Annotated in this window: 14 protein-coding genes; 6 read left to right on the top strand and 8 right to left on the bottom strand. The window is 53.7% G+C overall.

What is annotated here, in order from left to right; all coding sequences use genetic code 11:
• Nucleotides 1–10 precede the first annotated feature (10 nt).
• Together JFC11_RS04370 and folK are read right to left on the bottom strand one after the other, a co-directional pair.
• Complete coding sequence (locus tag JFC11_RS04370; RefSeq protein WP_120387312.1) at nucleotides 11–832, bottom strand: flagellin N-terminal helical domain-containing protein; 822 nt, start codon at nucleotides 830–832, stop codon at nucleotides 11–13.
• 74 nt (nucleotides 833–906) lie between these two features.
• Entirely contained in the window at nucleotides 907–1,353 is a 447-nt protein-coding gene (folK, locus tag JFC11_RS04365; protein WP_198348791.1) for a 2-amino-4-hydroxy-6-hydroxymethyldihydropteridine diphosphokinase, read from the bottom strand.
• 204 nt (nucleotides 1,354–1,557) lie between these two features.
• Here folK and JFC11_RS04360 point away from each other — a divergent pair, with 204 nt between their 5' ends.
• Together JFC11_RS04360 and JFC11_RS04355 are read left to right on the top strand one after the other, a co-directional pair.
• On the top strand, nucleotides 1,558–2,304 hold the full coding sequence (locus JFC11_RS04360) for an SDR family oxidoreductase (protein WP_038479381.1): 747 nt from the start codon (nucleotides 1,558–1,560) through the stop codon (nucleotides 2,302–2,304).
• 285 nt (nucleotides 2,305–2,589) lie between these two features.
• Nucleotides 2,590–2,874, top strand: a complete 285-nt coding sequence (locus tag JFC11_RS04355) for a BCCT family transporter (RefSeq protein ID WP_232482768.1) — start codon at nucleotides 2,590–2,592, stop codon at nucleotides 2,872–2,874.
• 92 nt (nucleotides 2,875–2,966) lie between these two features.
• Here the strand turns inward: JFC11_RS04355 and ybiO are convergent, their stop codons facing one another.
• The 5 genes from ybiO to trhO all read right to left on the bottom strand — a co-directional run bounded on the left by ybiO (nucleotide 2,967) and on the right by trhO (nucleotide 8,866).
• The gene (ybiO, locus tag JFC11_RS04350) at nucleotides 2,967–5,348 is read right to left on the bottom strand and encodes a mechanosensitive channel protein (protein ID WP_198348790.1); all 2,382 of its coding nucleotides are present in this window, start codon (nucleotides 5,346–5,348) and stop codon (nucleotides 2,967–2,969) included.
• A gap of 228 nt (nucleotides 5,349–5,576) precedes the next feature.
• The gene (locus JFC11_RS04345) at nucleotides 5,577–6,008 is read right to left on the bottom strand and encodes a YqaA family protein (protein ID WP_198348789.1); all 432 of its coding nucleotides are present in this window, start codon (nucleotides 6,006–6,008) and stop codon (nucleotides 5,577–5,579) included.
• Between the two features lie 46 nt (nucleotides 6,009–6,054).
• Nucleotides 6,055–6,876 carry an IclR family transcriptional regulator gene (locus JFC11_RS04340; protein ID WP_038479391.1) on the bottom strand — a complete coding sequence of 274 codons (822 nt, stop codon included), beginning with the start codon at nucleotides 6,874–6,876 and terminating at the stop codon, nucleotides 6,055–6,057.
• Between the two features lie 117 nt (nucleotides 6,877–6,993).
• Nucleotides 6,994–7,800: an enoyl-CoA hydratase gene (locus JFC11_RS04335; RefSeq protein WP_198348788.1), complete on the bottom strand. Its 807-nt coding sequence runs from the start codon at nucleotides 7,798–7,800 to the stop codon at nucleotides 6,994–6,996.
• A 106-nt stretch (nucleotides 7,801–7,906) separates the two neighbouring features.
• Entirely contained in the window at nucleotides 7,907–8,866 is a 960-nt protein-coding gene (gene trhO / locus JFC11_RS04330) for an oxygen-dependent tRNA uridine(34) hydroxylase TrhO (RefSeq protein WP_198348787.1), read from the bottom strand.
• Nucleotides 8,867–9,088: 222 nt separating this feature from the next.
• On the opposite strand from trhO, the gene JFC11_RS04325 reads away from it, so the two are divergent.
• Entirely contained in the window at nucleotides 9,089–9,778 is a 690-nt protein-coding gene (locus JFC11_RS04325; RefSeq protein ID WP_095603456.1) for a pirin family protein, read from the top strand.
• A 74-nt stretch (nucleotides 9,779–9,852) separates the two neighbouring features.
• Here JFC11_RS04325 and serA read toward each other — a convergent pair whose 3' ends face one another.
• On the bottom strand, nucleotides 9,853–11,097 hold the full coding sequence (serA, locus tag JFC11_RS04320; protein ID WP_009723168.1) for a phosphoglycerate dehydrogenase: 1,245 nt from the start codon (nucleotides 11,095–11,097) through the stop codon (nucleotides 9,853–9,855).
• Between the two features lie 283 nt (nucleotides 11,098–11,380).
• Between serA and JFC11_RS04315 the strand changes: the two genes are divergently transcribed.
• The 3 genes from JFC11_RS04315 to dxs are packed head-to-tail and all read left to right on the top strand — an operon-like array spanning nucleotide 11,381 to nucleotide 14,522.
• A complete protein-coding gene (locus tag JFC11_RS04315; protein WP_038479402.1) occupies nucleotides 11,381–11,677 on the top strand; it encodes an exodeoxyribonuclease VII small subunit in 297 nt (98 codons plus the stop codon).
• Nucleotides 11,671–12,567: a (2E,6E)-farnesyl diphosphate synthase gene (gene ispA / locus JFC11_RS04310; protein ID WP_038479405.1), complete on the top strand. Its 897-nt coding sequence runs from the start codon at nucleotides 11,671–11,673 to the stop codon at nucleotides 12,565–12,567. The genes JFC11_RS04315 and ispA overlap by 7 nt, the downstream gene beginning before the upstream one ends.
• A gap of 29 nt (nucleotides 12,568–12,596) precedes the next feature.
• Nucleotides 12,597–14,522 carry a 1-deoxy-D-xylulose-5-phosphate synthase gene (gene dxs, locus JFC11_RS04305; RefSeq protein WP_198348786.1) on the top strand — a complete coding sequence of 642 codons (1,926 nt, stop codon included), beginning with the start codon at nucleotides 12,597–12,599 and terminating at the stop codon, nucleotides 14,520–14,522.

Genomic DNA, 14,522 nt, shown 5'->3' with positions numbered 1-14,522 from the left:
AGCCCTTATGTTATAGACCTTCCAGTAGGCGCAGAATCATCTGCGGCTGCTGGTTGGCTTGAGCCAAGATAGCGATACCGGCCTGCTGTAGAATTTGCGCGCGAATTAGATTGGAAACTTCACGGGCATAATCAGCATCTTGGATGCGCGACTGAGCAGCAGACGTATTAATGATGTTGGTATTGAGTCCATCGATCACACTTTCGAAGCGATTTTGCACCGCGCCTAAATAGCTCCGCTGGCGATCCACCTGTTGAATAGCATCATCCATCGCCTTTAGCGGGTTATCCGTGGCGCTGCCATCATCTAAAACACTAAAGCTGTCCAGCCCCAATGCCTGCCTATTCATGGCTGCAAAGCGCACCGCAATGCTATCGCCATCGTTAGCACCCACCTGAATATTTACCGCTTTGCTACTATCAAACAACTTGATGCCGTTGAAATTACTCTGCTCGGCAAGGCGATCAATCTCTTCTAGGCGTTGATCGATCTCATTTTGAATTGAACCAAGATCATCGGAAGAGTTAGTGCCATTAGCCGCTTGAACACTCAACTCACGAATACGTTGCAAGTTATCGTTAATTTGGTCGAGCGAACCTTCCGCTGTTTGCGCCATGGAAATGCCATCATTGGTATTGCGAATGGCTTGCTCCATGCCACGTAGTTGAGCCCCCATGCGATTGGCAATCGCCTGCCCTGCCGGATCATCCTTGGCACTATTGATGCGTAGCCCAGAAGAAAGACGCTCCATAGCGGTCTGCATCGCCTGCTGACTGCTGCGCAGATTATTCTGCACGATAAGGGACATCAGATTTGTGTTTAGGCTTAGCAACACTCGTCTCCGAGGAAGGTCAGCCTGCCCAAGTGTAGGAGGCTACATTGCTATTATCGGCCGCGCCGCAAAAATCATGAACATGTTCGTTGTTTAAGTGTGCGGCGGCTGGCAGCAAGTACTTCATCTACCGGGCGACGCACGTAACTATGCAGGTAGTACCCCTCATCGATGACGTCTCCGTCCCACGCCACAATATCCAAGTCCATGGTTCTAGGCCCTGATTTAATGGGACCTCGCACACGTCCCAGACGGTTTTCCACCTCTTTTAAGTAAGCACGGAAAGCGTCGTGATCAAGGGAGGTACGCACGAGTAACGCGGCATTCAGGAAGTCCGGCTGGTGTTGATAGCCAACCGGCGTTGTGCGAATCGCTTCTGAGCTGGCTATCAGCTCACACTCGCTGCGCAAAATAGTCAGAGCTTCGTGAAAGTGATGTTCCGGCTCAATATTGGTACCGAGAGAGATTAAGCATTCATGGAGGGCCGTATCTGGCGTAGTGCTTAACGACGAGAGTGGCATAGCTGCATCCTAATCTTGTAGACCCTAATTTAGAAACCCGGCGCTTAGCGTCAAAATTCGAAGGCGGTTGTCAGGTCATATTGATGATACGTAAGATTAGCTTGCCTGCTATTTTGTTCAAGCTATGTACAAGATATTGACAAACGCTACGCTCACGCAGAAAGTCATACACAACGCTAACGTTAATCCACTTGGGGAACTTGCATGAGTTCATCAGCTGCACTGATCACTGGCGGCGCAACACGTTTGGGACGCTATTTCGCCGAAGCCCTAGCGGCTAAGGGCTATGATATTGCCTTACATGTGAATAGCTCACGTGGTGAAGCCGAAGACGTTGCCAAGACGATTCGCGCCAAAGGACAGCGCTGCGAAATACTGCCATGCAACTTCCTAAGCGACTCTCTTGAAGAGCTTGTGACAACCGCCAAACAACACTTCCCAAACTTAAACGTGCTTCTTAATAGCGCCTCTGCATATGAACCTGCTCCCATTTCAGGCACCGACATGGCCATGCTGGAAACGCAGTTTAGAGTCAATATGTTCACACCGTTGCTGCTCACACGTTACTTTGCAGACGCCGTAGATAGAGGCCAGGTCATTAATATTATTGATAATAAAGTGGCCTATCACCAGTACCCGTATGCCGCGTATCTATTATCGAAAAAGAGCCTTGCTGATATGACGCGTATGGCAGCGCTAGAGTTTGCACCACGCCTGCGTATTAATGGTATTGCTCCCGGCGTGGTACTGCCCGCTTCTCAACGCACCAGCGACTATATTCAATGGCGAATTGAAGGTATACCCGTTAAACACCAGGGTGATCCCTCCCACCTTGTACAAGCATTGCACTATTTATTAGACAATGACTTTGTTGCTGGGCAAATTCTCTTTGTCGATGGGGGGGAGTCGATCAATCTTGAAGGGCAACATTCCGAAAACTATCCAGGCTGAAAGCATTCCAACCTATCTTTCAAATCTATCTTTCAAACTTATCTTTAAAACCTGTCTTTAAAATCTGTCTTTAACGCCCTCTTACGCCATACGCTGCCGATGCTTATTAAGTCATTCGGCAGCTTTTCGTTGACGGTACGTTAAGCCCTGCACGATTTAATCAAAGGTCACATTTCCCGCCTTCCATGGGCAGAAGAGTTGTCTGTAGACTCGTGAAAGTCGTCTTATTTCAGCTGGCATACAACTCATCTAGGCGACTATTCCAACAATAAAAAGGAATTTCTCATGGAAAAACTCGCGCGACTGGGGCTGCGCACAGACCCCACCATTTTTTTTACTTCGGCTGGCTTGATGGTGCTGTTTCTGGTCGCACTCATTATTGCCCCCGAGATGATCGGAAGCATTTTTGCCGCTGGCCGTAGCTGGGTGGTTACCAATCTTGGCTGGTTCTTTATCTTTGGGGTTAGTTTCTGGCTGGTTTTCCTGCTGTGGATAGCACTCAGCCGTTACGGCAATATTCGCTTGGGCGGCGAAGACGATCGGCCGGAGTACGGCGTTCTAACGTTCTGACGAATATGAATTAAAGCGGATGTTTCAACAACAACGCCGCCCCTTGGGGCGGCGTTGTTGTTTAGTTAGCCGTGTCAATAATCGGCATTCTATTACACACCGTCAACATCACCATGATCAGGTTTTAGATGATCAGACTCTTTTGAGGCCTGCACTGACTGATTGGATGGCTGTTCGCTTTCCTGACGGATTGGCGATGTTTCTACCTTTTTCCGTTCAGCAGTGGAGTCCAACACGCGCACATTAGCGGGAGGTGTTTTGCCACCTTTAGTTTCACCGAAATAGAGTGTGGTATGCGGGAATGGAATCTCGATGCCTGCTGCATCAAAGCGCAACTTCACTAAACGGTTATAAGCACGACCAACACCCCACTGATCGCCCGGCGTCGTCTTGATCACCACACGAATATTGACAGAGCTGTCGGCCAGCGCGGTAACGCCTGCGACCGTCAGGTCAGCCAGCAGCTTATGGCTGTGCTCTTCGCTCTCTTTCAGATCTTCGAACGCCAACTGCAGCTGTTCAATCGCCTCGTCAATGCTCTCGTTATAGCCAATACCGTATTCACCGACGTGGTTACCGTATTCACGCATATAGTTCGACACAGTATCAACACTGGAAAACGGCACAATGTGATAGGTGCCCGACAAATCACGTATCCCTACCGAACGAATACTTAATCGTTCGGCAGTACCGGTAACGCCGCCTACCGTCACCACATCACCGGTATTCATGGCATTCTCTACCTGAATAAAGATACCCGTAATAACATCCTGCACCAACCTTTGGGCGCCAATACCAATCGCTAAGCCCAACACACCGGCACCAGCAATGAGCGGCCCGATATTAATGCCTATTTCCGACAATACGATCATGCTGGTCATCGTCACCATGGCAATCACTAAGGCGTTACGGAACAGACTCAGCAGCGTTTTAGCACGCGCAGAAGGCTCACCATGCCCCGTTTCCGGGTTGAGCTTATGTTCGATCAGACTCGCTAGCCCCAGCCACACACCGAACGCAATGATCAAGATTATGGCGACGCTGGTAAGTTTCCCGACGAGGTTCGCGCCACGTTCGGAGGCATACCATGCCGCTAAGTTAAACACTCCCCAAGCATCCAAGACGACCATAATGACCGCTATTAATAACACGGTACGCAGCACACGTAGGGCATTGGGCACATAGCTATTTAAGCGCACTTCCAGCATCGGTAGCTTACGACGCAGATCATCGGATAGCTGAATACGACGGCCAATCGTTTGCGTCAGGAACGCCGAGATCAAAAGGCCGATGACCACGGCTGCCAATGTCTTCAATGTGGCAAACAGTACAAACGGCAATGCATCCCCAGGGCGTGTCAACGTCAGCACAAACACCATCAGGAAGTAGAGCAATGCGAATAAGTGCCAGGTTCGAGCAAATAAGCGCAGCGACACGCGGCTAGCGGTCATCGTCGCTCGCGCTGCCATCTGGTTAAGATTATCACGCAGGCGTACACGGTTTTTAAGCACGACGCCGACCGCGTAGATGAAGGCCAGCAACATAATAAAGGTGCCGACTGCTTGACCCAAGGTCGCCGCAATATAGAAATTGACCAGCGGCACGACCACCATCAAGCCATAGCCGACCATGCCAATTAAACGCGCTAACCAGCGATTCCAGTAGGAAGCTTCTTTTGCTGAAATAGGTAACAAGCGCAGCCCTTCATAGCGGGAAGAGAACAGCATACGCACACCGGCTTTCAACAGCTCAATAACCAAGAAAGCGTTCAGGAATAGCGAGGCACGAGTAGAGAGTTCTCCCGTTTCCCCCACCGCAAATGCCGCCAACAAGTTACCGCCAACGTAAGCAAAAGCAACCAACAGCACATCTACGACGGCAGCAATAGCAACACACAACACCAAACGCAGCACGGGCGTTAAACCGCTGCCCTGTTGAGACCACCCGCTAATTTTAGTGAATAACGGTTTAGCCAAACGGCGGCAAAGCAAAAATATCGCGAACGTCGCAACAATCACGATACCCAGATTAATTGCCGCACTAACAAACGCGGCCATGTCGAACGAGCTGGCGCCTTGGCCGGTAAACAGGTTGCCCACCACGGCCACTGCCTGCTCTATCTGTCCACCCACATCGCCAACCACACGACTGGTTAGCTCTGCAAGCTGCCTGGGCAGCGACACATCCTCAGGGGCAAGGTTGCTGCCCTGGGCGGCGGCCTCTGGTGATAAGTCACTGGTAAGCTCATTGGGTAACGCTGACGCTTGGTTTCGCAACAGCTCAATCAGCTCTTGGCGTGCCTGCTCATCTTCCAGCAGATCGGCAAGAGCCGAATAAGAGGGCTGCTCTTCTGCGTTAGCGACGTCTTCGCTCTGCGCACTTAGCGTAGTTTGAGCCAGTGCTGGCGTTGTCAGAAAGGCGAATAGCATCAATAACCAGATGCCTAGCCAGGGGAATAAACGTAATGGCGTCACACCTAAACCTCCCTTTGGGTGAGTCTTTTACTCAATGTCATTACTAACTCATTTTTTGTACGTCGTTTTATGCACATCATAGTGCACGCTATTCACATTGCACTCCACGAGGATGCAAGATTTGTATAAAAGATAAACAGGGTAACATGAGAAAAAGGGTGTGGCTCGCCACTAGCTTCGTCAATATTTATTACGTCAACGCCACTTAAGTTGTCATCATCTGTAGATTTATCCGCAAAGCGGCGCCAGCCATTGGTGGGCTAGCGCCAACAGCAGCGCATAGCGCGCCCCTTTAGCCACCACAATCCAGAGCAACGCACGCCACCAGAGCAGTCTAAAGATACCTGCGAGTACAGTAAGGGGATCACCCAGAACGGGAGCCCACGAAAGCAGCAAGCTAACTTCACCAAAACGTTTATACCAACGCTCTGCGCGCGCTAGCCCGGTGGGCGATGCAGGGAACCAGCGGCGATGTTGAAACTGGCGAGCATAACGTCCCAGCGCCACATTGATCATACTGCCCAGCGTATTGCCAGCGGTTGCGACGAGCCACAGCCCAAGCGCGGGCTCGCCTAAACACCACAGCCGTGCCAACCACACCTCTGAGCCGCCAGGCAATAAGGTAGCACTCGCTAGCGCCACCCAGAATAGGCTAAACATAATGGGTGCCGCCTTTGTCAGTCACTACTGGTCCGCGAAGCACTGCTCATCGGGGCAGTTGGCCACCCAGCTGTAGAGTGATTTCGTCGGCAATTGTGCGCACTAACGCACCTAGCGCCAATAGACGCTCTTCAGGAATACGTGCCATGGGTCCAGAGACTGAAATGGCCGCCAGCGGCGTGCCATGCTCATCGTGAATACAGGCGGCCACGCAGTGTAAACCCACCGCATGCTCCTCACGGTCGCAGGCAAACCCCTGAGCCCGAATAGTCGCCATTTCGATCAACAGCTCATCGGATTGATGCAGGGTATTTTCAGTCACACGGGCAAGGTCGTAACCTTTAAGCAGCGCGATACGCTCGTCTTCGCTCATCCAAGCTAGTAGGGCTTTGCCCACCCCAGAAGCATGCAGCGGCGCCCGCGAGCCTAAACGAGTAATCATCCGCATCATCTGCGGTGACTCATGCTGGGCAAGAAAGACCGCCGTTGCACCATCCCGAATCCCCAGATTCGCGGTTTCACCCGTTTCTGCAGTTAAACGGCGTAAAAAGGGCCGGCTTTGGGCGACGACATCACGTGCTTCTAAAAAGCTATTACCAATGCGGAAGGTTTTAACATCAATACGCCAAAGTCCCTGCTCACTCTCTTGCGTCACGAACCCCTGACTTTGTAGCGCTTGTAGCAATCGGTGAGTGGTGGATGGCGCGAGATCAGCCATTTCCGCCAACTCCGATAAAGCCAGCCCTAATGGGCTTGCCGACAAATGCTCTAACAGCGTGAGGCCACGTACTAATGATTGGCTGTGCCCACCGCTCGCCTTGGTGGCCCCCGCCGGACGTCCGACTGACCTACGCTTTACGTCACTCACCTTACTTTCTCCTGAAAGCGCCTCTCCTGAAGGCATAAAGTGAGGGAGGATAACGCGCCAGCGGGGCCGCTGTCGCGTTTACGGAAACAAATTCCACCAATGATATCTCAAGAGTTACTAGCGATGACGCCACTGGGGTGGACGCTTGGCAATGAAGGCATCAATACCCTCAGCTGCATCGTCTGCCAACATGTTGCACGCCATGGTTTCGCCAGCAAAAGCATAGGCTTCCTCTAACGGCATCGCTAGCTGCCGTGCGAACATGGCTTTGCCAGTGCGCACCGCCACAGCGCTCTTGGCGCAGATACTCGCAGTGAGCTCGTCAACGGCACTATCGAGTTCGCTCTCTTCGGCAACCCGGTTAATAAGTCCCCAGTCCGCGGCCTGGGAGGCACTGATGAACTCTCCGGTCAGCAGCATTTCCATCGCCCGCTTTCGCGACACATTGCGCGACAGTGCCACTGCAGGTGTCGAACAGAAAAGCCCCACATTGATTCCTGAAACGGCAAAACGGGCACTGCTAGCCGCCACGGCCAAATCACAGCTAGCGACGAGCTGGCAGCCAGCGGCCGTCGCAATGCCCTGAACTTTAGCAATCACAGGAACAGGTAAGTTAACGATGCACTGCATCACCGCGCCACAGCGAGCAAACAGTGTTTGGTAGTAGGCTTTGTTAGGGTTCGCACGCATCTGCTTTAAGTCATGCCCTGCGCAAAATGCCTTGCCGTTCGCGGCCAACACCACGCAGCGCACATGCTCATCCTCGGCAATGTCATCAAGCGCACGTTGCAGCGCCGTCAACATATCCTCAGACAATGCATTAAAGCGTTCAGGCTGGTTTAAAGTAAGGGTCGTTACCCCGTGATAATCAGTGCGTTGCAGAAGATCTGAAGACGCCAGTGGCGCACCTGAAGAGGCAGGCATAGAAAGCTCCTAGACAGTCGAGTGTTGCTCAGTCTAGCGCGTACAAAGGCTAATGTTAGCGAGATACGACCAAAGAGGCCTCCTGAAGAGCAGGAGGCCTCGTGAGTTATGCGTTTGCGCGGTTGCCCTTGCGATGATTATAACCTAGAGGATGGGGTTCACCGCGGGCCTTAGCCAGTTCGATTTGGCGTTGACGTTCTCGGGCAGCAGCACGGGTTTTTTCGGGGAGTGAGTCGATGCAGTGAGGGCAACTGATGCCCGACTCGTAGGCCGACGACTGCATATCATCAAGCGAAATAGGCATACGGCAAGCATGGCACTGCTCATGATCACCTTCGCTAAGGTCGTGACGCACGGTGACGCGGTTATCAAACACGAAACACTCACCACGCCATAAAGACTGCTCTTCCGGCACCTTTTCGAGGTAGTTCAGCACACCGCCTTTAAGATGATAGACCTCTTCAAAGCCCTCTTTTAGCATAAAGCTGGAGGCCTTTTCACAGCGAATACCGCCGGTGCAGAACATCGCGACTTTTTTGTGCTTTTCCGGGTTGTAGTGCTCACGCACGTACTCAGGAAACTCACGGAAGGTGGTCGTTTTCGGGTCAATCGCCCGCTCAAAGCTACCAATCGCCACTTCGTAATCATTGCGGGTATCAATCACCAGCACGTCCGGGTCGGAAATCACGTCATTCCAATCTTCCGGCTCCACGTAGGTGCCAACGGTGTCGTTAGGATCAATATCCGGCACGCCCAGGGTGACGATCTCTTTTTTCAGTTTCACCTTAGTACGGTAAAACGGCGTTTCGTCACAGTAGGACTCTTTATGGTCAATATCGCTTAAGCGAGGGTCGGCGGTCAGCCAGGCCAGCAGGGCATCAATGCCCTCTCGGGTACCCGCCACGGTGCCGTTAATACCTTCTTTGGCCAGCAGCAGCGTGCCTTTGACGCCGTTATCGATCATCGTCTGGCGCAGTGGCTCACGCAGTGCTTCAAAGTCGTTCAGAGTGACAAACTTATACAGTGCCGCGACCACAATGGGCGGCATTTGGGTGGTTTCCGTCATGGAATACTCCTGGTAGTCGCCCTCGCAAAGGGCGGACCGGATAAATAAACGCGCATAGTTTAGCAAACAATTCAGGCAAAGTGCTGCTCTGCCTAACGATGGCTAGGGGGCGCTGATCAATCGTCGATTTATTCGATCTGACCATCTAAAAAGCTTCACCCCACGCGCCAGGCGAGCGGGCGTATATTGGTGTTATTCCTTACGACGCTTTCGGAGAACACCATGCACATCCGTCGTTCTAACGAGCGAGGCTATGCCGACCACGGCTGGCTGCGCTCTTTCCACACCTTTTCGTTCGCCAACTATGTGGACCCTAACCATATGGGATTCCGAGCGCTGCGGGTAATTAATGAAGACAGGGTAACCCCTGGCAATGGCTTTGGCGCCCACCCTCACCAGGATATGGAGATCATCTCCTATGTGCTGGAAGGGGAAATGGAGCATCGCGATAATATGGGTAACGGTGAAGTCATGCGCCCGGGCGATGTACAGCGTATGTCCGCAGGTACTGGCGTATTGCACAGCGAGTTTAATCATTCAAAAGAGAACGGGCTGCATTTCCTGCAGATTTGGATCGAGCCTGCCAAACGCGGCATTGCCCCTAGCTATGAGCAGAAAGCCTTTCCAACCGCTGAACGCCAAGGCCAGTGGCGCTTAGTCGCTTCTCAAGATGGTCGCGAAGGGTCGGTGAGCGTTAACCAAGACGTTAACCTTTACGCTGGCTTGTTCGACGCTGGCGAGCAGGCGGCGGCCCCACCGTCACGCTATGCCTGGCTGCATGTGGTGAAAGGCACGATCGACGTTAACGGCGAAACTCTTAGCTCTGGAGATGCCGCTGCCTTTCAACCGGGTGAGACGTTTAGCGTGGCAGGCGGACAAGCAGCCGAAGTGCTGTTGTTTGACCTAGCCTAGCGCAACCTCAGCCCTGAAACCTATAACGGCCCCGAAAGTGGGGCCGTTATAGATGATCACGCTGACAGCAGTGTTTAGCTGTTATGCGCCGAGTACAGCACGCGAATTTTCAGCGTGTGCTCAACTTGTTTCAATGCTTCCAGGGCCTGTGGGCCGTAGGCTTTATCGACATCAATGACCACGTAGCCCACTTTGTCATTGGTTTGCAGGTACTGACCTGAAATGTTGATGCCGTTTTCAGATAGTACGCGGTTAATTTGCGATAACACGCCAGGCACGTTGTCATGAATGTGCAACAGACGATGCTTATCCGGGTGAGCAGGCAGCGCTACTTCTGGGAAGTTAACAGAGGTAACCGTGGTGCCATTATCCGAATAAGTAATCAGTTTTTCAGCCACTTCAATACCGATATTCTCCTGAGCTTCCAGGGTAGAACCACCGATATGGGGCGTTAAAATCACGTTATCCAGGCCGCGTAGCGGGCTTTGGAACTCTTCATCATTGCCTTTCGGCTCTACCGGGAAGACATCAATAGCGGCACCGTTCAGCTTGCCAGCTTTAATCGCTTCTGCCAGTGGTTCAATCTCAACAACGCTACCACGAGCTGCGTTAATCAGGATGGCACCCTGTTTCATGGCTGCGATCTCTTTCTCGCCAATCATCCAGCGCGTAGCAGGCAAGTCAGGAACGTGTAGGCTGACCACGTCAGAGCGTGCTAACAGCTGCTCCAGGCTCGCTACCTGATTCGCGTTCCCCATGCCTAGCTTGGTGATCACATCGTAATAGATAACGTTGAAACCAAGCGATTCTGCCAGCACTGAAAGCTGCGCACCGATGCTACCGTAACCAACGATACCCAGGGTTTTGCCCCGAGCTTCGTGGGAGTTTTTCGCCGATTTCAGCCAGCCGCCTTGGTGGGCGCGAGCATTCTTCTCGGGGATACCACGTAGTAGCATGATGGCTTCCGCCAGCACTAACTCTGCGACCGAACGGGTATTGGAGTACGGCGCGTTAAACACCGCGATGCCGCGTTTAAGGGCTGCCGTCAAATCAACCTGGTTCGTTCCGATACAGAAACAGCCAACGCCCACCAGCTTTTCTGCCGCGTCAAATACGCGCTCATTGAGCTGCGTACGCGAGCGAATGCCGATGAAGTGCACATCACGAATCTTTTCGATCAGCGACGCTTCATCTAGCGATGTCGGCAGGTGCTCGATATTCTCGTAACCTGCGTTGTGAAAATTGTCCACCGCGCTTTGGTGGACGCCCTCGAGCAGCAGGATCTTGATCTTGCTCTTGTCCAGGGACGTTTTGGCCATGGCTGAATCAACCTCTATGGTCGGCGGCATGCGCCGTGTATCGGTTCACGGAAGGCCCATATGGTAGCACAATCACTGCCGCTCTCGGCGTCTTGAGATGATGAAAAGTGTGCGTTTACAAGATGAACCAGACGCAAGTAGCAGAATTGACCCAGGATGAGGGCAGACGCCACCCCCTTAGCTCGGTGTATACTGGGCGTTTATTTTTTGATAACACGGCTATCGTCACATTCGCCGCCCGTAATCAGCGTCAGGGCGCCAGCAAAATAGTAGGCCTTACCCAATGAGCGATAACACTCCACCAGCGCAAGATTTCGCCGCAACGGTTTCACAGCTTGAAACCATTGTGGAACGCCTTGAGTCCGGCGAACTCTCATTGGAGAACGCTCTGACCGCGTTTGAACAAGGCGTGCGACTCACGCGTGAAGCCCAGCAGCGGCTCGACAACGCCGAATTAAAAGTTCGCGCATTAAGTGAAGACCGCGATGGTAAGCTTGACGTTACCTCTTTCGCGACGGTGCCAGAAACGGACAATGCCACTAATCACGGCAACGACAGCGAGGAAACGCCGCCATGGTAACGACGGCTAATGCTTCTCAACTGGCGACGCTGCGCCATGCGAGTAACGCACGGGTGGATGCCACACTTTCAGCCTTGTTTGACTCCCAACCAGCCGTCGCGCCACGCCTGGAAGCCGCTATGCGTCACGGCCTACTGGTAGGTGGTAAGCGCCTGCGGCCACTGCTGGTATATCTCGCAGGTAACGCGCTAGGGGCGCGGGACGACGCGTTGGACGCCCCTGCAGCAGCCATTGAGCTGATTCATGCGTACTCATTGATTCATGACGATCTGCCTGCCATGGACGATGACGACCTGCGTCGCGGCCAACCCACCGTACATAAAGCGTTCGATGAAGCCACCGCGATTTTAGCGGGAGACGCACTGCAAGCACTGGCCTTTGAGGTACTTGCCAGCCAGCCCCATCCACGGCTTAGCAGCATGGTCACCACGCTGGCCGTTGCCTCTGGCCGGGCAGGTATGGTCGCAGGCCAAGCGCTAGACTTAGCCGCCGTGGGGGGCCATCCGGACGTGAATGCCTTAGCTCATATGCACGCCCACAAAACCGGCGCGCTGATTGTGGCCGCAGTGCGCTTAGGCGGCTTAGTCGCAGTGGATGAAAACGACCCCCGGCTTGCCGCTCTGATTCGCTACGCCCGCGCCATTGGTCTAGCCTTCCAGATTCATGACGATGTCCTTGATGTGACGGGCGATACCGTCACACTGGGTAAAATCTCTGGCGCTGATGCTGCACGTGCCAAGCCGACTTACCCTAGCTTACTGGGACTTTCCGGCGCACAGCACAAAGCAAATATGCTTATCGAAGAGGCCATTGCCGCCCTCGCCCCGCTTGGCGAGCAAGGCGCACCGCTGGCCGACCTTGCCCACTATATGATCGAGCGCGACCACTAAACGATGTCCATGACCCTGTCCATGAAAACATGCCTATGAAGCTGTTCGACGAGATTCCCCGCGAGCGCCCGGCAACGCCGCTGCTCGACTCTTTTGATCATCCCGCTGCGCTGCGGGCCATGAATGCTAAGCAGCTTGCCCAGTTGGCTGACGAACTACGTGCCTACTTGCTATACAGCGTGGGTGTGACAGGCGGCCACTTCGGTGCAGGTCTGGGCGTTGTGGAACTGACCGTAGCGCTGCACCACGCCTTTCATACGCCCAAAGATCGTTTGGTGTGGGACGTAGGCCATCAAGCGTACCCGCATAAAATTTTAACTGGGCGACGCGAAGCGATGCTCAGCATTCGCCAGCATGGCGGCCTTGCAGCGTTTCCCCGTCGCGCAGAATCCGATTACGACACCTTCGGTGTAGGCCACTCCAGCACGTCGATTTCAGCTGCCCTGGGGATGGCGCTAGCCGCCCAGGCGCAAAACGACCCACGTCGTGTGTGCGCCATTATTGGCGATGGCGCACTCACTGCGGGAATGGCGTTTGAAGCACTGGCCCATGCAGGCCACGTTAACGCCAATATGCTGGTGGTGCTGAACGACAATGAGATGTCGATCTCGGAAAATGTTGGCGGCATCGCGACCTATCTAGCCCGCGTGCTGTCTAGCAAGCCCTTCCTTAAGATGCGTGAAGAAGGCAAAAAAGTGCTCTCCCATCTGCCGGGCGCACTCGAGCTTGCTAAGCGCACCGAAGAGCACATGAAAGGTATGGTGAGCCCTGCCACGCTATTTGAAGAAATGGGCTTTCACTACATCGGTCCAATCGATGGTCACGACCTGGAGGCGCTCACCGAAACATTGCGCAACCTGCGCGACCAGGATGGCCCTCAGTTTCTGCATGTCAAAACAGTTAAGGGTAAAGGTTTTCTGCCCGCCGAAGCTGACCAGATTGGCTATCACGCCATCACTAAGCTAGAAAAGCCCAGCGCCACTGCCAGTGCACCACTGGTGAAGCCCCCAGCAGCGCCCAAGGCACCGGCTAAGAAAAAGTACTGCAACGTGTTCGGCGACTGGCTGTGCGATATGGCAGCCACCGATTCACGGCTGATGGGAATTACCCCCGCCATGGGCGAAGGCTCGGATTTAATTCGTTTCTCCCAGCAGTATCCTGAGCGCTATTTTGATGTCGCGATCGCCGAGCAACATGCCGTAACGCTTGCTGCGGGTATGGCCTGCGAGAGCATGAAGCCTGTTGTGGCGATCTATTCCACGTTCTTACAGCGCGGCTACGACCAACTTATTCACGATGTTGCCGTCCAGAATCTAGACGTAACATTTGCGATTGACCGCGCAGGCCTTGTGGGTGAAGACGGGCCAACGCATCACGGCAGCATGGATTTGTCTTTTTTACGCTGCATTCCGGGCATGGTGATTTTAGCCCCTGCTGATGAAGCAGAGTGCCGCGCCATGCTTAGCGCCGCTTACCATCACCCAGGCCCAGCAGCGGTTCGCTATCCTCGTGGCACAGGCCCGGGCGCAGCCATTCCTGAACACTTAGAGCCGCTGCCCATTGGCCAAGCACAGCTACGCCGCGATGCTGGGACTGAAGGTGTGCGCATTGCATTGCTGGCATTTGGTAGCGTCAACAGCGCCGCCGCTGAGGTTGCCGAAAAGCTCGACGCAACGCATATCAATATGCGCTCTATCAAGCCACTGGACCGAGACACCGTGCTGCATGCCGCCGATGAACATGAGCTGCTGGTCACTCTGGAAGAGAATGTGATCGCCGGTGGCGCAGGCAGCGCAGTGAACGAGCTGCTGCACGCGGAAGGGGTACAAATCGAAGTGCTCAATTTAGGCCTGCCTGACACCTTTGTTGAACACGGCACCCCCGCAGAGTTACTACGCGACTGCGGTCTGGATGCCGACGGTATCGAGCGCGCTATTCGCGCTCGTCTCCCGTAA

Origin of the sequence: Vreelandella alkaliphila, from assembly GCF_016107625.1 — a bacterium.
GTDB lineage: Bacteria > Pseudomonadota > Gammaproteobacteria > Pseudomonadales > Halomonadaceae > Vreelandella > Vreelandella alkaliphila.
This window is presented reverse-complemented; position numbering and strand designations above follow the sequence as displayed.